This is a genomic window from Rahnella sp. CJA17(1/100) (genome assembly GCF_963881615.1).
In the GTDB taxonomy this organism is placed as follows: Bacteria; Pseudomonadota; Gammaproteobacteria; order Enterobacterales; family Enterobacteriaceae; genus Rahnella; species Rahnella aceris.
This window is the reverse complement of sequence record NZ_CAWOJA010000055.1, coordinates 101,582-122,018: the sequence shown is the minus strand read 5'-3', so window position 1 is coordinate 122,018 and position 20,437 is coordinate 101,582. Positions and strand designations below refer to the sequence as shown.

At 51.9% G+C, this 20,437-nt stretch carries 24 protein-coding genes; 14 read left to right on the top strand and 10 right to left on the bottom strand.

The window, feature by feature from the left end; translation table 11 throughout:
- Positions 1 to 83 precede the first annotated feature (83 nt).
- From srlA to AACU55_RS19615, 10 genes are all read left to right on the top strand, one after another.
- Entirely contained in the window at positions 84 to 632 is a 549-nt protein-coding gene (gene srlA / locus AACU55_RS19660; RefSeq protein WP_013576965.1) for a PTS glucitol/sorbitol transporter subunit IIC, read from the top strand.
- 47 nt (positions 633 to 679) lie between these two features.
- Complete coding sequence (srlE, locus tag AACU55_RS19655; RefSeq protein ID WP_013576964.1) at positions 680 to 1,669, top strand: PTS glucitol/sorbitol transporter subunit IIB; 990 nt, start codon at positions 680 to 682, stop codon at positions 1,667 to 1,669.
- 9 nt (positions 1,670 to 1,678) lie between these two features.
- A complete protein-coding gene (srlB, locus tag AACU55_RS19650) occupies positions 1,679 to 2,041 on the top strand; it encodes a PTS glucitol/sorbitol transporter subunit IIA (protein WP_013576963.1) in 363 nt (120 codons plus the stop codon).
- Positions 2,042 to 2,063: 22 nt separating this feature from the next.
- Entirely contained in the window at positions 2,064 to 2,843 is a 780-nt protein-coding gene (gene srlD, locus AACU55_RS19645) for a sorbitol-6-phosphate dehydrogenase (RefSeq protein ID WP_037033386.1), read from the top strand.
- Positions 2,844 to 2,946: 103 nt separating this feature from the next.
- The gene (gutM, locus tag AACU55_RS19640; protein ID WP_013576961.1) at positions 2,947 to 3,309 is read left to right on the top strand and encodes a transcriptional regulator GutM; all 363 of its coding nucleotides are present in this window, start codon (positions 2,947 to 2,949) and stop codon (positions 3,307 to 3,309) included.
- A 79-nt stretch (positions 3,310 to 3,388) separates the two neighbouring features.
- The gene (gene srlR / locus AACU55_RS19635) at positions 3,389 to 4,162 is read left to right on the top strand and encodes a glucitol operon DNA-binding transcriptional repressor SrlR (protein ID WP_013576960.1); all 774 of its coding nucleotides are present in this window, start codon (positions 3,389 to 3,391) and stop codon (positions 4,160 to 4,162) included.
- A 213-nt stretch (positions 4,163 to 4,375) separates the two neighbouring features.
- Positions 4,376 to 4,912 (top strand): hypoxanthine phosphoribosyltransferase, encoded by a 537-nt coding sequence (gene hpt / locus AACU55_RS19630; RefSeq protein ID WP_013576959.1) that lies wholly within the window; start codon positions 4,376 to 4,378, stop codon positions 4,910 to 4,912.
- 262 nt (positions 4,913 to 5,174) lie between these two features.
- Positions 5,175 to 5,534 carry a tlde1 domain-containing protein gene (locus AACU55_RS19625; RefSeq protein WP_013576958.1) on the top strand — a complete coding sequence of 120 codons (360 nt, stop codon included), beginning with the start codon at positions 5,175 to 5,177 and terminating at the stop codon, positions 5,532 to 5,534.
- On the top strand, positions 5,531 to 6,031 hold the full coding sequence (locus AACU55_RS19620) for a hypothetical protein (RefSeq protein ID WP_013576957.1): 501 nt from the start codon (positions 5,531 to 5,533) through the stop codon (positions 6,029 to 6,031). Before AACU55_RS19625 ends, AACU55_RS19620 begins: the two co-directional genes overlap by 4 nt.
- A 1-nt stretch (position 6,032) precedes the next feature.
- A complete protein-coding gene (locus AACU55_RS19615; protein WP_134705963.1) occupies positions 6,033 to 6,524 on the top strand; it encodes an Hcp family type VI secretion system effector in 492 nt (163 codons plus the stop codon).
- A 1,602-nt stretch (positions 6,525 to 8,126) separates the two neighbouring features.
- Here AACU55_RS19615 and can read toward each other — a convergent pair.
- On the bottom strand, positions 8,127 to 8,783 hold the full coding sequence (gene can / locus AACU55_RS19610; protein WP_013576954.1) for a carbonate dehydratase: 657 nt from the start codon (positions 8,781 to 8,783) through the stop codon (positions 8,127 to 8,129).
- A 135-nt stretch (positions 8,784 to 8,918) separates the two neighbouring features.
- On the opposite strand from can, the gene AACU55_RS19605 reads away from it, so the two are divergent.
- Positions 8,919 to 9,842, top strand: a complete 924-nt coding sequence (locus tag AACU55_RS19605; RefSeq protein WP_013576953.1) for an ABC transporter ATP-binding protein — start codon at positions 8,919 to 8,921, stop codon at positions 9,840 to 9,842.
- The gene (locus AACU55_RS19600; RefSeq protein WP_013576952.1) at positions 9,842 to 10,612 is read left to right on the top strand and encodes an ABC transporter permease; all 771 of its coding nucleotides are present in this window, start codon (positions 9,842 to 9,844) and stop codon (positions 10,610 to 10,612) included. Before AACU55_RS19605 ends, AACU55_RS19600 begins: the two co-directional genes overlap by 1 nt.
- 143 nt (positions 10,613 to 10,755) lie before the next feature.
- Here AACU55_RS19600 and panD read toward each other — a convergent pair whose 3' ends face one another.
- The 3 genes from panD to panB form a co-directional block, all read right to left on the bottom strand.
- Complete coding sequence (gene panD / locus AACU55_RS19595) at positions 10,756 to 11,136, bottom strand: aspartate 1-decarboxylase (protein WP_134705961.1); 381 nt, start codon at positions 11,134 to 11,136, stop codon at positions 10,756 to 10,758.
- A 108-nt stretch (positions 11,137 to 11,244) separates the two neighbouring features.
- A complete protein-coding gene (gene panC, locus AACU55_RS19590; RefSeq protein ID WP_112150944.1) occupies positions 11,245 to 12,099 on the bottom strand; it encodes a pantoate--beta-alanine ligase in 855 nt (284 codons plus the stop codon).
- Between the two features lie 14 nt (positions 12,100 to 12,113).
- Positions 12,114 to 12,908 (bottom strand): 3-methyl-2-oxobutanoate hydroxymethyltransferase, encoded by a 795-nt coding sequence (gene panB, locus AACU55_RS19585; protein WP_013576949.1) that lies wholly within the window; start codon positions 12,906 to 12,908, stop codon positions 12,114 to 12,116.
- A 158-nt stretch (positions 12,909 to 13,066) separates the two neighbouring features.
- Between panB and qseB the strand changes: the two genes are divergently transcribed.
- Both qseB and qseC read left to right on the top strand, forming a co-directional pair.
- On the top strand, positions 13,067 to 13,753 hold the full coding sequence (qseB, locus tag AACU55_RS19580) for a quorum sensing response regulator transcription factor QseB (protein ID WP_121019716.1): 687 nt from the start codon (positions 13,067 to 13,069) through the stop codon (positions 13,751 to 13,753).
- A gap of 23 nt (positions 13,754 to 13,776) precedes the next feature.
- Positions 13,777 to 15,135, top strand: a complete 1,359-nt coding sequence (qseC, locus tag AACU55_RS19575) for a quorum sensing histidine kinase QseC (protein WP_205960130.1) — start codon at positions 13,777 to 13,779, stop codon at positions 15,133 to 15,135.
- A gap of 5 nt (positions 15,136 to 15,140) precedes the next feature.
- Here qseC and folK read toward each other — a convergent pair whose 3' ends face one another.
- The 6 genes from folK to thpR form a co-directional block, all read right to left on the bottom strand.
- On the bottom strand, positions 15,141 to 15,620 hold the full coding sequence (gene folK, locus AACU55_RS19570; protein ID WP_037033383.1) for a 2-amino-4-hydroxy-6-hydroxymethyldihydropteridine diphosphokinase: 480 nt from the start codon (positions 15,618 to 15,620) through the stop codon (positions 15,141 to 15,143).
- Entirely contained in the window at positions 15,617 to 16,942 is a 1,326-nt protein-coding gene (gene pcnB, locus AACU55_RS19565) for a polynucleotide adenylyltransferase PcnB (protein WP_037033568.1), read from the bottom strand. The genes folK and pcnB overlap by 4 nt, the downstream gene beginning before the upstream one ends.
- Before the next feature lie 513 nt (positions 16,943 to 17,455).
- Positions 17,456 to 18,331, bottom strand: coding sequence for a tRNA glutamyl-Q(34) synthetase GluQRS (gluQRS, locus tag AACU55_RS19560; protein ID WP_013576944.1), 876 nt, complete (start codon positions 18,329 to 18,331; stop codon positions 17,456 to 17,458).
- 62 nt (positions 18,332 to 18,393) lie between these two features.
- A complete protein-coding gene (dksA, locus tag AACU55_RS19555) occupies positions 18,394 to 18,849 on the bottom strand; it encodes an RNA polymerase-binding protein DksA (RefSeq protein WP_013576943.1) in 456 nt (151 codons plus the stop codon).
- Between the two features lie 230 nt (positions 18,850 to 19,079).
- Positions 19,080 to 19,814 (bottom strand): DNA/RNA nuclease SfsA, encoded by a 735-nt coding sequence (sfsA, locus tag AACU55_RS19550; protein WP_134705959.1) that lies wholly within the window; start codon positions 19,812 to 19,814, stop codon positions 19,080 to 19,082.
- A 48-nt stretch (positions 19,815 to 19,862) separates the two neighbouring features.
- Positions 19,863 to 20,405, bottom strand: a complete 543-nt coding sequence (thpR, locus tag AACU55_RS19545) for an RNA 2',3'-cyclic phosphodiesterase (protein WP_112150941.1) — start codon at positions 20,403 to 20,405, stop codon at positions 19,863 to 19,865.
- Positions 20,406 to 20,437: the final 32 nt, after the last annotated feature.

Here is a 20,437-nt window from a genome sequence, read left to right as displayed (position 1 = left end):
TATAAATTCAATATGATTATATTTTCAGCGTGGAGTAACAAAACATGAAAGCTTAAACCCACGTATCCCTACAGGAGAAGATGATGATCGATGTAATAACGCACGGTGCCGAGTGGTTTATCGGCCTGTTTCAAAAAGGGGGAGAGGTGTTTGTCGGCATGGTCACCGGCATTCTGCCTCTCTTAATTAGTTTGCTGGTCGTCATGAACGCGCTGATCGTGTTTGTCGGACAGCGGCGGATCGAACGTCTGGCGCAGCGTTGTGCCGGAAATCCGGTTTCACGTTATCTGCTGTTACCGGTGATTGGCACCTTTGTTTTCTGCAATCCGATGACCCTCAGCCTCGGGCGTTTTATGCCTGAAATCTACAAACCCAGCTATTACGCCGCAGGCTCCTACAGTTGCCATTCCATGAACGGACTCTTCCCGCATATTAACCCCGGCGAACTGTTTGTGTATCTCGGCGTTGCCAGCGGACTGACCACGCTGGGATTACCGCTCGGGCCGCTGGCCGTAAGTTATTTCCTGGTCGGTATGGTGACTAACTTCTTCCGCGGCTGGGTAACGGATCTCACCACCCGCATCTTTGAACGCAAGATGGGCATTCAGCTTGATCGTGAGGTTCAGTTGTAATCAGGTTCAATTCTAATCAGGTCAAATTCTAAAAAGCGGAGCAGAAAATGAGCGTTACGATTCGCATTAACCGGGGTGAAGGTGGCTGGGGTGGTCCGTTGCTGATTGAGGCGGTACCCGGCAAAAAAGTGATGTATATCACGGCGGGCACGCGCCCGGCGATTGTCGACAAGCTGGCAGAACTGACCGGCTGGGAAACGGTAGACGGCTTTAAAGAAGGTGAGCCACCGGCAGAAGAAATCGGTGTGGCGGTAATCGACTGCGGCGGCACGCTGCGCTGCGGCATCTACCCAAAGCGGCGCATCCCGACGGTTAATATCCATTCGACCGGTAAATCAGGCCCGCTGGCACAATTTATTACCGAAGACATTTATGTTTCCGGTGTCCGTGAGCATGACATCGTGCTGGAAAGCGCAGAGGCGGCTGAGCCGGTAAGCGCAGCGGCTAAACCCGCACCGGCTGCGGCAGGACGCGACTACGACACCACTAAAAAAATTACCGAACAAAGCGACGGCCTGCTGGCGAAAGTCGGGATGGGGATGGGCTCCGGCGTAGCAGTTTTATTCCAGGCCGGGCGCGACACCATCGACACCGTGCTCAAAACCATCCTGCCATTTATGGCGTTCGTGGCGGCGCTGATCGGCATCATTATGGCCTCCGGGCTGGGTGATCTGGTGGCGCACGGGCTGACGCCGCTGGCGAAAAGCCCCGTCGGGCTGGTGATGCTGGCGCTGATCTGTTCCTTCCCGTTGCTTTCTCCTTTCCTCGGCCCGGGCGCGGTGATCGCGCAGGTTATCGGCGTGCTGGTGGGGGTGCAGATCGGGCTGGGCAATATCCCGCCACATCTGGCGCTGCCTGCACTTTTCGCCATCAACGCTCAGGCGGCGTGCGATTTCATTCCTGTCGGACTTTCGCTCGCCGAAGCCAAACAGGACACCGTGCGCGTCGGCGTGCCTTCGGTGCTGGTCAGCCGTTTTCTGACCGGCGCACCGACGGTACTTATCGCCTGGGCCGCTTCCGCTTTCATTTACCAGTAAGGAGTCACTGTGCAAACCATTTATCAAACCACTATTACGCAAATCGGCGATTTCGCCCGTGAAGCCTTAACCGACCAGATGCTGATCACCTTCCGTGAAGGGGCGCCAGCGGATATTCAGGATTATTGCTTCATTCACCAGCCCGGGAAAATGGAAGGGGAATTGCATCGTGGCGCGTATATGGAACTGGCTGATGTGCGTTATCCGGTGACCGCCGTGGGAGAGGTGGCGATGCAAAATCTGCGCGAGCTGGGGCATATCACCCTGCGTTTTGACGGCAGTGCCGAGGCTGAGTTTCCCGGCAGCGTACATGTAAAAGGCACCACGCCCGACGATATTCCGCTGGGCAGCGTATTGAAATTTATCGATTAACTATCAGAGTCAGGAGTCAGTTATGGAACAGGTTGCAGTCGTGATCGGCGGGGGGCAGACGCTGGGCGCATTTCTCTGTCAGGGGCTGGCTGAATCCGGCTATCGCGTGGCGGTGGCGGATTTGAATGAGAAGAATGCCGCATCGGTGGCAGAGCAGATTAACCGGCAGTTTGGCGAGGAAAGGGCGTTCGGATTTGCAGTCGATGCCACCAATGAAGCCAGCGTAGAACAACTGGCGCAAGCGGTGGATCAGACGTTCGGCAGGGTCAGTTTGCTGGTGTACAGCGCAGGGATGGCGAAGGCATCGCCAATCACGGATTTTGCCCTCAACGACTTTGATCTCTCGTTGCAGGTCAATCTGGTGGGATATTTCCTCTGCGCCCGTGAGTTTTCGCGCCTGATGATCCGCGACCGTATTCCGGGACGCATTATTCAGATCAACTCCAAATCCGGCAAAGTGGGCAGCAAACATAATGCCGGTTACAGCGCGGCCAAATTCGGCGGCGTGGGGCTGACACAGTCTCTGGCGCTGGATCTGGCAGAGTACGGTATTACCGTGCATTCGCTGATGCTCGGCAATTTACTCAAATCACCGATGTTCCAGTCATTATTACCGCAATACGCCAAAAAACTGGGCATTCAGGCCGATGAAGTCGAGCAGTATTACATCGATAAAGTACCGCTGAAACGCGGGTGCGACTATCAGGATGTGCTGGATATGCTGCTGTTTTATGCCAGCGATAAAGCCTCGTATTGTACCGGTCAGTCGATCAATATCACCGGCGGTCAGGTGATGTTCTGATGTATTCCGCCTCTGTTATGCAGGGGCGGATTATTCTGTCATTAACAACATCATGTTATTAACAACATCATGTTATTAACAAAATTATGTTAAGGAGAAAATGATGACCCCGACTGCGGCATTAATATTCTGTGCGGTGCTGGCCTGGGTGGCACAAATCGCGCTTGGCTGGTGGCAGTTACAGCGCTTTAACCGGGCATTCGACAGACTGTGTTTACAGGGAAATGTGGGCGTCGGGCGTTCCGGCGGACGTTTCAAACCGAGAGTGGTACTGGCGCTGGCTTTCGATAAACAAGAAAAAGTCTGTGACGGCTTTTTACTGCGCGGCCTGACGATTTTCGCCCGCCCCCGGCCGGTAACGTCGCTTAATGGCATGAGCCGGGAACAATTGATGACAGGTGTGATCTTCCCGAAAGATCCGAATATTCAAACTGCACTATCATTAGCGATTGAACCGAAATCATGATATTTTCACTTTAAAAGCTATTATCTTTCAAAAAGAATGATGGCTGTGAATTTATCTTAAAATTTGAGCGAAAATCGTGATGAAACCTAAGCAACGGCAGGCGGCGATACTGGAGCATTTACAGCAATTTGGAAAGACGGCGGTGGACGATCTCGCCGCGCATTTCGCCACAACCGGCACCACTATCCGCAAAGATCTCACCCTGCTGGAAGAAGAGGGTGCAGTAATCCGCACTTACGGCGGTGTGGTGCTCAGCCGTGAAGAAGGCGACCAGCCTATCGACCGTAAAACCCACATTAATACCGGAAAAAAATTGCGCATTGCCCGCGCAGCCATTCAGGAAATTCAGGACGGCGACTCGCTGATTTTTGATGCGGGCAGCACCGTGATGCAGATGGTGCCTTTCCTCAGTCAGTTTAATAACATCACCGTCATGACCAACAGCCTGCATATCGTCAATGCGCTGGTGGAACTGGATAATGACCAGACCATCCTGATGCCGGGCGGCACCTATCGCAAAAAATCCTCCTCCTTCCACGGCAGTCTGGCCGAAAGCGCGTTTGATAAATTCAATTTCGACAAGCTGTTTATCGGCGCAGATGGCGTCGATCTCGACGGCGGCGTCACCACATTCAACGAAGTTCACGGCGTCAGTCAGGCGATGTGTAAAGCGGCTGAACGTATTTTCCTGCTGGTGGATTCGTCAAAATTTGGCCGCAAAAGCCCGAATGTGGTGTGCCACTTAGGCAAGGTTGATACGCTGATCACGGACAGCGGGCTTAGCAGCCAATACCGCGATGCCATCGAAAAATTGGGGATCCGCATTATTCTGGTCGGGGAAGACGATGAGTGACGCATTACTCAATTACGTATCTGAAAAATGGTGCTTTTGGGATAAAAAATATCGCGTTATCTAATGATCAAGTTTAGCTGACCCGGTTACACAGGAAGCTGACACCAGCGTTACTCATCGGCGGGTTCTTTGATATAATCCTTCCCACTATATGGTCGCTGTTTTTCTGAAAAAAAGCGATAAGTATTCTTAAATCAGGTGGTTAGTCTTTATATGAAACATCGTGTTGACGTCATGATTTCCGAAGAGGAAGTCAAAACCCGAATTGCCGAGTTGGGCCGTGAAATCACCGAACACTACCGCGACAGCGGCAGCGAAATGGTGCTGGTTGGATTGCTGCGCGGTTCTTTCATGTTTATGGCTGACCTGTGTCGCGCCGTGGACGTGCCGCACGAAGTGGACTTCATGACCGCCTCCAGCTACGGCAACGGCATGTCCACCACCCGCGACGTGAAGATTCTCAAAGATCTCGACGAAGACATTCGCGGTAAAGATGTGCTGATCGTCGAAGACATTATCGACTCCGGCAATACGCTGAGCAAAGTGCGTGAAATCCTGCAACTGCGTGGCCCGAAATCCCTGGCCATTTGTACCCTGCTGGATAAACCCGAGCGCCGCGAAGTGGACGTAAAAGTCGAATATGTCGGTTTCCCGATCCCCGACGAATTCGTTGTCGGCTACGGCATCGATTACGCCCAGCGTTATCGCCATCTGCCGTATGTTGGTAAGGTTGTGATGCTGGACGAGTAGCGATTCACAACGAGTATTTTTGCAACGGCTTCCTAATGGAAGCCGTTTTTATATGTCATTATCGAATATATTTTTAATCAATGATCAGTGTGGTAAATAAATACTTAATTCAACTCATGAATAATTAACGAGTATCGTTTTTTCATGTGGTAATAGCTATTTTATAAGAGTATGTTTTTGAAGTGGCGGGTGGTTATTCAATGAGTAAGTGAGTTTTTTAAATGAATAGGTAATGCGTTCTTATTTTACAAGGATGGATATTATGACGTGGGAATATAATCAAAGCAGCGGTGAATTGAAGCATAACGGACAACTATTCCAACAGGGCTATAGCGGACATGGTGCAGGAATAAATAATCCAGCTATGGAGTCTGTGAGCAGCCAGGGTCCAATCCCAAAAGGTTATTATCGTATAACAGGAGCGCATAATACTGTTACGCCTGTCACCATTATTTTGGAACCTATTTTGGGGACTAATACGTATGGGCGAGACCTGTTCAGAATCCATGGCGGTTCAAGGAGTGGCGGACGCAATGCATCGAATGGTTGCATCATTATTGATGGCGTACGTAATCGCGAACAAATCATGAATAGCGGTGACACGATTCTGGTGGTCAGATGATGAAAATTTTACTGTCTTTTTTATTAACGTTTTCATTTTCGGCAGTCGCCACGATGCAAATAACTTCCATGCAGTTAACTCAGCAGATAAAAAATCGGGGGGCTCAGGCAGTTATCGCTGATTTATACAAAGATGATGAATCCCAATGGCAGTATGTGCTGACTAAAATAGGCAGTGGTGAACAAAACTGGCTGGACGTGGCCGCATTATTAGCGCCCGGTAGTGATGCTGATTCGGCGGAGTCTCTTGCTACTGCAGCTGCCACGGCCATTCCACATAACCCAGCGGGTGTGCTCTCCCTTCTTAAAGGCGAGGTTTTACCCTTCAGTACCGATAACGTATGCGCTTTACCCTTTTATAGCATCAAAGAACCGGAATTTAATCAATATATCGTTAATGCTATTCAGGCTCTTTATAAGGTTTCGAACAGCAAAGCGTGTATCGATACTATTGTTAAGACTATTGGTCAATCAAACGGATTTGTTGAGGATAACTAATATGGGCATTCCTGTTTATATGTTTTTGTATGATGATAGCGGTAATATTATTAAGGGAGGTATTGACATTCAAGGCCGTGAATACAGCGTGGAAGTGTTAGGGCTGCATCACAGTGTACATATTCCGACCGATAACCATAACGGTAAATTCACCGGCACCCGCCAGCATCTCCCATTTCTGATAGAAAAAGAAATCGATTCGTCTTCACCTTATCTCTATAAAGCCCTCTCTATGGGGCAAGCGCTGAAGCGCGTAGAACTGAAATATTATCGGATCAACGATGCAGGACAAGAGGCGGAGTATTTTACTATTCTGCTGGAAAACGTGAAAGTCGTTAACCTGATGCCCGTGATGTTCGATATCAAAGATCCCGCAAAAGAAAAATTTAATCATATGGAAATCGTAGAATTTCGTTATCAGAAAATTACCTGGCTTTATCTTGATGGAAATATTCAACACACTGATGCCTGGAACGAAAGGGCGACGGTATAGTTAGTACGCAGATGACGACGTAAAATCTCGCTAAAAAACACCTATTCTTTGTCTCAGGGAACGATATTAATGACATGAATTAAATGGTTTTTATTTCAGTATCCATGCATTGACCACATCGACATTATCCTTCGATGTAAAAAATCCTTGCGGGTACTGCATGCAGTACTCCTCCATAAAGCCGGGGTTGGAATGCAGTGGTTTTCCCAGGAAAATAACTTCAAGTAACCTCCTCATTTACCGTCGTTACGATTTCAGACCCAAAGCGACCTCTGCGTCTGCAAAAATGTTGCCTGGTTGAATAAAGTAAGAGGGTAGAAAGAGGAGGTAACTAAATCATAGTGCTATAACCTCAGTGCCTTATATTACAAAAAATATTTTACACTAAATCAGCGGGTTCTTTTTCCTCCAAATATAGTTATCCTTGTTTTTTATTCTGAAAAATAACCATGGCATAACCCAGGCAAGTAAGAATAAAGGTATCGCTAAAATGACAGATAGATTAACAAAGTCATAGTTTTGGTAGAGTAACAGGATTAAAAGAGCTGAAATAAAAATCAAAATGATCCGTAAATATAAAATTAACTTCCTCGTAGGTCTGTCAATATAGGCCATGATTATTTCAGCACCACAATAAGGACATAGGGTACTGTTTTCCTTTAATTTACTATCACAGAATCCGCATGTAGCATGCTCATCAACATGATTACTTTTCACGTAAACCTCTCGGACTGACTTTTGCTGTGTATGAATTCTTGCTTAATGTTATTTATTTGATTTTATTATCTTAATTACTACTCTTTATCTCGAGTGTACTTTACATAATTTCTTTTGAAATTAGCAAGGGGATTTTTCTTGCAAACCGTAAGTGAATATGTGGGGGTTCTGTTAGTTTTTAGTAATGACTCCTTTTACCAAGATTGTTCTTATTTTGAATTTCTATATACAACCCTTATCTGAACAGGGGATGGGTTTTATAATATAAATTATGGCTAAGACATTTCCTAGTAAGCATGCCATATGAATTTTTATTGAATACCTTGCTGACTGCTTCTTGATGCGGCTGAAATAAAAATCGGCAGGGGTAGCGAAAAGAACAGGCCAGGAATTGGAAAAAGCTCATACGCTAATGTTTCTGACTCCCCATGTGCTGAGAGAACAAGACATTGTTCTTATTTACACATTATTTGGTCGCTTGTCTGGCATCCGGTGTCATTTAAACTCATTTTTGTTTCGTGATACTTACTCAGGGCTTTGTTTATGATTAGATTTTCTGGACAGATACAAGTGATACTAATCTCCTCTCCCTGCGTTGAACACCGACAGGCGTCGATTCTCCGTGACTGAACTTTTAGTCAACCCGCACTTATTGGCAGAACGCCGGGGCGCGCCGGAGACGCTTTTTGCGGTCAAAACCTCCGGAACAGGGGCAGAAGCAACGATGCGCTATTCTGGTGCGTGCTTATATCTCCGTCGACAATTGAGAACATCAGACTGACAGGTTCAGATACTGTTGAACGGCGCTGAGTAATAAAAAGGCACTAAAAAAGGCACATTTTTGTGCCTTTTGTTTTTTGAATTTCTGTAGAGTAGGGCGGCTTGTTATTGCGGGTCGCCGTTGAGCAGGGCGGAGACGCCCTGACGGTAGCGCTGTTCCAGTGTTTCGCGGCTGGTGGCGTCAACTTCCAGGTTGCGCAGACGTCCGTCCAGAATGCCGTAAACCCAGCCGTGCAGCGTGACTTTCTGGCCGCGTTTCCAGGCCGATTGCATCACCGTGGAGTGGCCGAGGTTGTAAACTTGCTCAACCACGTTCAGTTCACATAACTTATCGAGGCGCTTCTCTGGCGACAGTTCGCCCAGCAGGGAACTGTGTTTGTACCAGATGTCCCGGATATGCAACAACCAGTTATTAATCAAACCCAGTTCAGGGTTTTCAACCGCCGACTGCACACCGCCACAGCCGTAGTGACCGCAGATAATCACGTGTTCGACTTCCAGCACGTCGATAGCATATTGCACAACGGACAGGCAGTTAAGGTCGGTGTGGATGACCAGGTTGGCAACGTTACGGTGAACGAACAGTTCGCCTGGCTCAAGCCCTGTCAGGCGCTCGGCGGGAACACGGCTGTCAGAACAGCCAATCCACAGAAAGCGGGGTTTTTGAGATTGGGAAAGCCGCTCAAAGAAACCAGGATCTTCATCAATCATGGTTTTGGACCAGGCTGCGTTATTGCTGATGAGTCTTTCTATGTCATTCATTGATGTTAATAGCCTGTGTTACGAGCTGACTGCGATGGAGTAATATAGGGCAATGCCCCGACTTTTCAAACTGATTCGGCATCTCCGTTTACTCATTCTTACAACAGGGTTTTCACAAGAAGGTACGCTCCCTTTATGAATTATGCATTGGAACTGGAAAAGTTAACCAAAACTTACGCCGGTGGTGTACAGGCTTTGCGTGGAATCGATCTGCGCGTCGAAGCTGGCGATTTTTATGCCCTGCTTGGGCCAAACGGTGCGGGTAAATCCACCACCATTGGCATCATCAGTTCACTGGTCAACAAAACCGCCGGCAAAGTGCAGGTGTTTGGCTATGACATCGATAAAGATATCGTCAACGCTAAACGTCAGCTCGGGCTGGTGCCGCAGGAATTTAACTTCAACCCGTTTGAAACCGTCATGCAGGTGGTGGTTAATCAGGCCGGTTATTACGGCGTGCCACGTCCGCTGGCATTGCAACGTGCTGAAAAATATCTGACGCAGTTGGATCTCTGGGGCAAACGCAACGAGCGTTCGCGCATGCTGTCCGGCGGGATGAAGCGTCGTCTGATGATCGCCCGTGCGCTGATGCACGAGCCAAAATTGCTGATCCTCGATGAGCCAACGGCGGGTGTGGATATCGAATTACGTCGCTCAATGTGGGGTTTCCTGAAAGAGCTGAACGCACAGGGCACGACCATCATTCTGACCACGCACTATCTGGAAGAAGCGGAAATGCTGTGCCGTAACATCGGTATTATTCAGGGCGGCCAGTTGGTGGAAAACACCAGCATGAAGGAACTGCTCTCTAAGCTTAAATCTGAAACTTTCATTCTGGATTTAGGGGCGAAAAGCCCGCTGCCGGTGCTGGAAGGTTATCGCAGTAAGCTGACGGATACGTCAACGCTGGAAGTGGAAGTCATGCGCGAGCAGGGACTGAACTCCCTGTTCAGCCAGCTGAGCAAGCAGGGCGTGCAGGTATTGAGTATGCGTAACAAGGCGAACCGTCTGGAAGAGCTGTTTGTCACGCTGGTGAACGGCAGCGAGGAAAAGAAATAATGTCGCAATTGTATTGGGTGGCACTCAAAAGTATCTGGCTGAAAGAGATCAACCGGTTTGGTCGCATCTGGATCCAAACGCTGGTTCCGCCGGTCATCACCATGACCTTATATTTCATCATCTTTGGTAATCTGATCGGCGCACAGATTGGCAACATGCACGGTTTCACCTACATGCAGTTTATCGTGCCTGGACTTATCATGATGGCGGTGATCACTAACTCCTACGCCAACGTGGCCTCGTCGTTCTTCAGCGCCAAATTCCAGCGCAATATTGAAGAACTGCTGGTGGCTCCGGTGCCGACGCATGTCGTTATTGCCGGTTATGTCGGCGGCGGCGTGGCGCGCGGGATCTGCGTGGGGATCCTGGTCACGGCGATCTCGTTGTTCTTCGTGCCGCTGGTGATCCATTCCTGGTGGATCATTGCGCTGACACTGTTACTGACCGCAATCCTGTTTTCGCTGGGCGGTCTGCTGAACGCCGTGTTTGCAACAACGTTTGATGACATCAGCCTGATCCCGACCTTTGTGCTGACCCCGCTGACCTATCTGGGTGGCGTGTTTTACTCGCTTTCCCTGTTGCCGCCAATCTGGCAGGCGATCTCTAAGCTGAACCCGATCGTCTACATGATCAGCGGTTTCCGCTACGGTTTCCTGGGGATTTCAGACGTGCCGCTGGTGTTTACCATGAGCGTGCTGGTGGCATTTATCGCGGTGTTTTATTGGCTGGCGTGGTATCTGATCGAGCGCGGCAGAGGTTTACGTAGTTGATTTTTCTGTGCTCCCTCCCCTGTGAAGGGGAGGGCTGGGGTGGGGTATCAAGGTCAAAAACTAAATTCAAAGTGTGCTTTAACTCATTACTTTGTATTTAAAACCCCCTCCCATCCTTCCCCTTCGCAGGGGAAGGCTTTTTATCAAGCCACCTGAACCGGCACGGCTTTGGCGGTGCGTTTCAGGTGGTTTTCACCTTCGAAATAGGCCACTTTCGGTTTGTGCTGGCGGGCTTGTTCATCTGACATCTGCACGTAAGAACAGATGATCAGCAGATCGCCGACACAGGCACAACGCGCTGCCGCGCCGTTGACCGAAATAATACGCGAACCGCGTTCTGCCGCGATGGCGTATGTCGAGAAACGCTGACCGTTATCAACGTTATAAATATCAATTGCTTCGTATTCCAGAATGCCTGAGGCATCGAGAAAGTCCTGATCGATGGCGCAGGAGCCTTCGTAATGCAAATCTGCCTGAGTTACGTGAACCCGGTGCAGTTTGCCTTGCAGCATTGTACGTACCATTGCGTGTGACCCTTCGTGCGTAAATAGTCTGGGAACCCGCCGGGCTGACATAGCCAAATACTGATGTTTTCCGGCGGCCAACATAGTTGCCGATTTGACCTGCGCTGTCTACTGCGTCAGATCAACCTCCTGATTATCAATCAGTCTGGCTTTACCCAGCCAGGCCGCCATCAGGATCACCGCAGATGTACTGTCGACGGACAACTCCTGCAAGGTTTTCGCATCACGGATAAACAGTTCGTCCGGCGTGAAACCCGCTTCGCGAAGTTGCTGCGCGGTTTCCTGCAACATTTCATCGACATGGCGCTCGCCCTGGCTCAGCCGTTCAGCCAGCGCATTCATGATTTTGTTAAGCTGGGGCGCGAGTTTACGTTCCTCGGCAGTCAGATAGCCGTTGCGTGAACTCAGTGCCAGACCGTCTTTAGCGCGCACAATTGGCACGCCCACTATCTCAATATCGTAGCCCATGTCTTCCACCATGGTGCGCAGCAGCGCCAGTTGCTGGAAGTCTTTTTGCCCGAAACAGGCCACCTGCGGCTGCACCAGATTGAACAGTTTGCTGACGATGGTGGAGACGCCACGGAAATGTCCCGGACGGCTCGCACCTTCCAGAATGGTGGAAATCACCGGCACATCAACCTGTGTTTGGGTCGCCAGACCTTTCGGATAGACTTCTGCTGGTGACGGTGCAAATACCAGATCCACGCCGCGTTTGTTCAGCTTCTCGCAGTCTTCCTGCAAGGTGCGCGGATAACGCTCGAGGTCATCCGGGCGCTCGAACTGCATCGGGTTGACGAAAATACTCACCACGACCACATCGCCGCGGGCTTTGGCTTCTTCCACCAGCGTCATATGGCCTTCGTGCAGATTGCCCATGGTCGGCACCAGCGCGATACGTTTGTTATTCTTACGAAAATCCCGGATTTCGCGACGCAGCAGCGCCACGCTGTCAATTATCAACACCAGCCTTCTCCCGATTATTTAAAGGAATGTTCTTCACCCGGATACACGCCTTGCGCGACCTGATCAACATACAAACGCACCGCGCCACGAATATCGCCCGCTTCGCTGAGGAAGTCTTTGGCGAATTTTGGCGTATGGCCGCCGGTAATGCCGAATGCGTCGTGCATCACCAGAATCTGGCCGTCGGTCACATTGCCTGCGCCGATGCCGATAACCGGAATACTGAGTTCTTCGGTGACGCGGCGTGCCAGATCGACCGGCACACATTCCAGCACCAGCAACTGCGCACCCGCTTCTTCGAGCATCATCGCATCTTTGATCAGCTGATTGGCGGCGACTTCATCGCGACCCTGAACTTTGTAGCCGCCGAAAATATTCACCGACTGCGGTGTCAGCCCCAGATGGCCACACACCGGCACGGCGCGTTCGGTCAGCATTCTGACCGTATCACACAGCCAGCTTCCGCCTTCGAGTTTGACCATATTGCCGCCCGCGCGCATCAGCACGGCGGCGCTTTCAAACGCCTGCTCCGGCGTGGCGTAACTCATGAACGGCAGGTCAGCGAGCAATAACGCGTGAGGTGCGCCACGACGCACACAGCGCGTATGGTAAGCAATCTCTTCTACCGTCACTGGCAGGGTGGAATCCTGACCCTGAACGACCATGCCCAGAGAATCGCCAATCAGCATGACGCTGATCCCTTGTTCCGCAAACAGCTGCGCAAAACTGGCGTCATACGCGGTAATGGTCGCAAATTTATGTTTTTCCTGCTTCCATTGGCGAAGCTGGCTCAGCGTGGTTGGTTTCATGAACACGTTCCTTTGAATAATTCATCGGATGAATACGATGCCAGTATTCTACTGTATGAGCAGAAAGTCAGACAGCTTGTTTGATAACGGGCAGGATGATCTGTGTCTTAAGAAGTGATTAAGAAGCCTCGGCTATAATGGCAAAAACGGAGGGAACCATGCGAATTCTATTGATTGAAGACGACAAGATGATTGGCGACGGCATCAAAGCCGGGCTGGCGAAACTGGGTTTTACGCTCGACTGGTTTACCGACGGGCTGACCGGCAAGGCCGCGCTCGACAGCGCACCTTACGATGCGGTGATCCTCGATTTAAGCCTGCCGGGTATGGATGGTATGCAGCTTTTGCGTGAATGGCGAAAGGCTGGCCGGGATACGCCAGTGCTTATCCTCACCGCGCGCGATGCGCTGGAGCAGCGCGTCGGCGGGTTGCAGGCCGGTGCTGATGATTATCTGTGTAAGCCGTTCGCGCTGGTGGAAGTCGCAGCACGGTTGCAGGCGCTGATCCGCCGTCGCCACGGCGTGATAACGCCGAAGGTAACCCATGGCGCAGTGGAATTTGATCCCGCAGCCCGCAGTGTGACGCTCAGCGGAGAAGCCGTGACGCTGACCCCGCGTGAAGTGACTGTGCTGGAGTTATTTCTTCGCAACAAAGGTCGTGTGCTGGCGCGTACGCTTATTCAGGAAAAGCTCTACAGCTGGGAAGACGAGGTCAGCAGTAACGCGGTGGAAGTCCATATTCACCATCTGCGCAGCAAACTTGGCAAAGGCTTTATTCGCACCGTGCATGGCGTGGGGTACACGCTCGGGGATGAGATAAAACCGGGTGAAGGAGGGGAAGCGTGAGGCGGCTGAAGAAACTGCAAAAGCTGAACAATCTGAGTCTGCGCCTGCGCCTTATCCTGCTTTTTTCCCTGCTGGCGCTGCTGACCTGGCTGATTGCCAGCGGTGTGGCGTGGCATCAGACCCGCAAACATATCAACGAAGTTTTCGATACCCAGCAGATGCTGTTCGCCAAACGTCTGGCTGCCACCGGCTTAGGCGACCGGCTCAATCTGCAAAAAGACACTGAGCTGCCGGACACTAAAAAAATGGTCCGCAAGGGCTCACGCGGCCATACCGATGACGACGCGCTGACGTTTGCCATCTTCAATCGTCACGGGCAGATGCTGCTCAATGATGGCGAGAACGGCAAACGCATCCGTTTTGACGGTGACACGCAGGGGTTTAACGATGTTGAACTGAGAGGGGACAGAGATGTCTGGCGTATGGTCTGGCTGACTTCGCCGGACGGCCAATATCGCGTCGCGGTCGGGCAGGAACAGGATTACCGCAATGATATGGCCTGGAGCCTGGTGAGTGGTCAGCTGACGCCGTGGCTGGCTTCGTTGCCCATTTTGTTACTGGCGCTGATTGTGATGGTGACGCTTGAACTGCGGCCGCTGCGCCGCGTGGCGGAAGGTTTGCGTCAGCGCTCGCCGGAAGATGCCGCGCCCATCGAGACTCATCAGTTGCCCGGCGAGGTGTTGCCGCTGGCAAATGCGCTCAATTCTCTGTTCGACCGTACGAGTGAGATGCTGGTGCGTGAACGGCGGTTTACGTCTGATGCCGCTCATGAGCTGCGCAGTCCGCTGGCGGCTTTACGTGTGCAAACAGAAGTCGTACAGCTTTCCGGCGATGACGCTGAAATGCGCGACCATGCGCTGGAAAATCTGACGATCAGTATTGATCGCGCTACGCGGCTGGTGGATCAACTGCTGACACTTTCGCGGCTGGAAAGTTTTTCCACGCCTGAAGAGCTGGAACGTATCGACTGGCCTTCGCTGGTCGCTCAAAGTCTGGCGGAACAGGATTACCGCGCGCACGGCAAAGGTATCGAATTACGTTTTGAACAGCAGGGCGTTCCGCCTGAAATGCGTGGTCAGTCGCTGCTGCTTTCGCTGATGGTGCGCAATCTGCTGGATAACGCGATCCGTTATTCTCCGGCCGGAACCTGCGTGACGGTGCGACTGAAACCGTGGGGAATGACGGTTGAAGATCAGGGGCCGGGCATCAGCAATGAACATCTGGCAAGGCTTGGCGAGCGTTTTTACCGGCCACCGGGACAGGAACAAACGGGCAGCGGATTGGGGATTTCGATCGTACAAAGGATCGCGCAGTTACATCATCTGAAAGTGGTTTATCAAAATAGAGCAGAAGGTGGGCTGGAAGTGCGGGTAAGTCGCTGAGCGACTTACCATTGGGTCAGACCGTTAAGCGGCACGCGGGCGAGCAGAGTTTGCAAGGTTTCGCCGTCAGGGAACACCAGTTCTGGTGCCAGATCGGCCAGCGGATACAGCATGAATTCGCGGTTTTTCATGTCGTAATGTGGCACCGTTAAACGCTCGGTGTTAATCACCTGATCGCCATAAATCAGCATATCAAGATCTAACGTCCGCGGCCCCCAGCGTTCGGCTTTGCGAACGCGTCCCTGATTTTGCTCGATCCCTTGTGTGCAATCGAGCAACTCTTCCGGCGGCAGCAGCGTATCGAGCGCCACCACTGCATTCAGATAATCAGGTTGATCCTGTGGCCCCAGCGGTTTACTGCGGTAAAACGGGGATGCGGCCACAAAGCGGGTGCGCGGCAAATGTGCCAGCGCCTCCAGCGCACAGTTTACCTGGTCAAGCGGACGGGCAAGATTACTGCCCAGAGCCAGGTAAACGCGGATCATTGACCGCCATCCTTACGCGGCGCCCGTTTACGCGGACGGCGGGTACGTGCACGGCGTGCAGGTACAGCGTCGTCACCCAGCGTACCGAGCATGCTTTTCTGCGATGCCGGTGTCGCTTCCTGGAACTCGCCCCACCACTGCGCCAGACTCTGCAATTCGCGGTGCTGTTCGACTTCAGCGCGCAGTACCAGTAAATCATACGCCGCGCGGAACTTAGGATGCTCCATCAGCTTGTGCGCACGTTTGCCCTGACGACGTGACAGGCGCAGTTGCAGCGCCCAGATATCACGTACCAGCGTGGTAATACGTTTCGGAATGGCCAGCGTACGGCATTGCTCGTCGAGCACATCGTTCATTGCCAGCGCGAAGGCGTCGTAATAGGTCAGACCGCCTTCCTGCGCCAGCTTCTGTGCATGCTCGATCACCGGATACCACAGCATAGCGGCGAACAGGAACGCCGGATTGACGCGCTGATCGTTATGCAGACGGTGGTCGGTATTTTTCAGCACCTGAATCAGAATGTGTTCCATCGGGCTGTCGCCTTGCTCAGTAAACTGGCGGGCAATCAGCGGGAACAACGGCTGGAACAGCTGGTATTCACAAAGCTTTTTATACGTCTCGTAACCGTAACCGGCCTGCAACAGCTTCAGGGATTCTTCGAACAGACGCGCTGGCGGGATTTCCTGTAACAGCGTCGCCAGACGTGGGATCGGTTCGGCCGTTTCCGGGCTGATTTTCATGTCCAGTTTGGCAGCGAAACGTACTGCACGCAGCATACGCACCGGATCTTCACGATAACGGGTTTCAGGATCACCGATCAGACGGATGATGCCGTTTTCCAGGTCACGCAGACCGCCGGTGTAATCACGTACGGTGAAGTCCGCGACGCCGTAATACAGGCTGTTAATGGTGAAGTCACGGCGCTGTGCGTCGTCTTCAATGGTGCCAAAAATGTTGTCGCGCAGCAGCATGCCGTTCACAGCCTGCTGGGATACGTTTTTATCTTCGGTTTCTTCGTGCTGTTCATGGTGACCGCGGAACGTCGCCACTTCGATGATTTCCGGCCCAAACATCACGTGAGCCAGACGAAAACGACGACCAACCAGACGGCAGTTACGGAACAGCTTGCGTACCTGATCCGGCGTAGCGTTGGTGGTGATGTCGAAATCTTTGGGTTTTTTATCCAGCAGCAAATCACGCACACCGCCGCCGACCAGGAAGGCTTCAAAGCCAGACTTGTTCAGGCGGTACAAGACTTTCAGGGCGTTTTCGCTGATATCACGACGAGAAATATTGTGCTCATCGCGGGGAATAATGGTCATCGCACGGGTTTCACCGGCGTAATCGAATGAGGGGCGCGGTTTCTGTACATGTTCGACAGAAGGGCGCGGAGCGCGCTGTACGTTGCGGTCGGCGCGCGGCTCGTTATTACGATCACCACGGTTATCGCTGCGTTCACCACGCGGCGGATAAGATGAAGAAGAGCGGCGGCTGTTGTTATTGCGGCGTTCGCCTCTGTTCGCGTTGTCTTCCCGACGGCCGCGATTTTCACGACGTTCAGGATTGTTTGCCTTCACATTGCCTTCGGCCACAGGAGACGGATCACGACGGGAATTCTCCTCGCGATTAGGTTCTCCATGAAGCGCGGCTTCGTCATGAACAGCCTTTTCTTCACGAACGACTTTATCTTCACGAACTAGCACCTTACGGCAAAAATTGGCTACTCGGGTAAAAATGGTACACCTCGATAGTGACTGAAAAAATTGACGTGACGCAAAAACAGCGGCTAATCATAGCTCACGACAGGCGCTTTGAGAATGCCGAAGTCACATCTGCTACGCATTAGCGCTCTGACGCGGTATCGCTGATGGTGTCCAGTGCGTTGTCGCCCAGCGTAATAATAAAGGCAAAGTATAATCCTGCCAGTTTTCCGGCAACGTTTGCCCTAAAAATTTCAGCGCCTTAATGATAACTGGCCGCGGATCGCCTGCGGGCAGCGCCGGCGCGTGATTCTGCTTGGAAAGCTTGTTGCCTTCTTCATTGACGGCCAGTGGCAAATGCAGATATCCCGGCTGCGGATAACCCAGATGCCGGTACAGCGAAATCTGGCGCACGGTCGGTTCAATCAGATCCGCGCCGCGCACAATGTGATTCACGCCCTGAAAATGGTCATCGATCACTACTGCCAGATTATAGGCAAACAGCCCGTCGCGGCGACGGATAATAAAATCTTCTTCGGCCAGTTTAGGGCTGGCCTGTAAATGCCCCTGAAAATCATCGTCAAAACCGTACACCGGCAACGTCTGATGCAGACGTATGGCCGCATTTTCCGGGCTGAGTTGCAGGCTGCGGCAGTGGCCGTCATAGGTGCCACCGATTTGCGCAATACGCTGGCGGGTACAGGTGCAGTAATAGCTTTTCTGCTGCTGATACAGCCAGTCCAGCACGTCGCGGTAAGCGCCGTGACGTTTTGACTGCCAGAGCACATCGCCATCCCATTCCAGCCCGTAACGCTCCAGCGTTCTCAGGATACGGTCAGCAGAACCGGGGATTTCACGCGGCGGATCGATATCGTCAATGCGCACTAACCAGATGCCATTTTGTGAGCGGGCGTGCAGATAACTGCCGAGAGCGGCGATCAGGGAACCAAAATGAAGGTCACCGGAAGGTGAGGGGGCGAAACGGCCTGTGTAGTGTTGTTCTTGCGGCATACGAATGGGGACAGCGTTAAAAGGGAACGCGGTGCATGACGCACCGCGTGGAACCCGGGGACTTAGCCAGCCATCTGCTTTTCGCGGATTTCTGCCAGAGTCTTACAGTCGATACACAAATCAGCGGTAGGACGGGCTTCAAGACGGCGGATGCCGATCTCAACACCACAGGAATCGCAATAGCCGAAATCCTCGTCTTCCACTTTTTTCAGTGTTTTTTCAATCTTTTTGATCAGCTTACGTTCACGGTCACGGTTACGCAGTTCGAGGCTGAATTCTTCTTCCTGAGCGGCACGGTCTACCGGATCAGGGAAGTTTGCGGCTTCATCCTGCATGTGTGAAACGGTACGATCGACTTCATCCCTGAGCTGATTGCGCCATGCTTCAAGAATCTTTTTGAAGTGAGCCAGCTGAGCGTCGTTCATATACTCTTCGCCCGGCTTCTCTTGATACGGCTGCACCCCAGCGATAGCGAGAATGCTCAAGGACGACGTCTTACGGGTTTGGCCTTCTTGCATGATGCTTCTCCTACATAACACGCACTATGTTCATCCACTTTTCCCGTTCCGGCACAGCCGCAACGTACAGGCTTCGAACATTTCGATCCCCAACGGGGGAAAAAATCAGGCCGCTATAAATAACAGAAGGCAACGAGGTTGGCAATTATTCATCGCAGGTGCTTGACAAGCCTGTGAGGAAAAGCGTATTCGCGACCTGTTTTTTATGCCGCCGACAGGTTATTACAGGGTTATCCGAACTCTTTATGTTCACTGGCTGATATTGCCAGCAGCGGTAACCTTTTTGTGAGGCGCATACCCTCAGCAGAAAGTTCAGCACTGTAGCACATCACTTCGACACCCTTGTTTTGGACATACTTCAGTAAATCGGTATAACGCGGATCAATATGGTGTGCAGCGGATACGCTTTCAATACCTGAATGTAAAACAGCGAAGAAAAGTACCGCCCGCTGCCCCTGCTCTGCCATCGACTGTAACTCGCGTAAATGCTTCTGACCGCGCAGTGTGACTGCGTCGGGGAAGAATCCCAACCCCTCCTGCAGCAACGTGACAGACTTCACTTCAATATAGCAGTCCGGTTGATTTTCTGCCTGTAACATCAAGTCTATACGGCTGTTTTCGGCGCCGTATTTTACTTCTGTTGTTAATTTACTGTAACCGGATAATTCTGGTATTCGCTGTTCATTGATAGCCTCACGTACCAGTTGATTGGCCCGCAGCGTATTGACGCAAATCCAGTGTTTTTGTTGGGTTTCGGTCAGTTCCCAGCTGTGTGGATATTTACGTTTGAGATTGTCCGAGGTGGAATACCAGACGGTGTCGCCGGGAGTCGCGCAACCGGTCATCGCGCCGGTGTTGGCGCAGTGCAAGGTCAGTTCCGTGCCGTCCGGCGTAATCACGTCAGCGAGAAACCGTTTGTAACGTTTGATCAGCGTAGCCGATTGAAGCGCAGGCTCGAAGTGCATGAAAGTTTCCGTGTGAAATGTTCTTGTTAAAAAGAGGGCTAAAAGAGATCAGGTTGCCTGCGTATCGCCCAGCGGCCAGGTTTGCAGGCAGTGATAACGGGTGCGCCCCCGCTCAAACAGGGATTCGTACAAACTGAATTCTGTGGCGTCCAGTTGCCAGCCAGGTGTGGCCGGAGGAACCGCGACCGGACGGGTCGCATTGCGGTACAGCGACACATGCGGATGAAACGGCAGTGTACTCTGATGACAACCGTTGCGCGCAGCGTGAGATCGCAATACGGAGGCCAGTTGCAACAAGGCATTGGGCGCGCGTTTTGTGCCAATCCAGACCACGCCGGAGCCCGGCCAGTGGCCGATATCATCCAGCACTACGCTGAATTTCTGTCCCTGAATGCGCCCGGCGACGCGGGTCAGCGCGGCCTCTTTGAGGGCGCTGACTTCACCGAGAAACGCCAGCGTAATATGCAGATTAGCGGCTGTGACGGGGCGGCCAGTGTCCGCCGGGAAGTGGTCCGCGCGCCACTTAATCACCTGCTTTTGCATTTTTGCGGGCAGCGATAAGGCGAAAAACAGGCGGCGTTCGGCAGACATAGAGATTCCTGTGAAGACAAATCACGGCAACA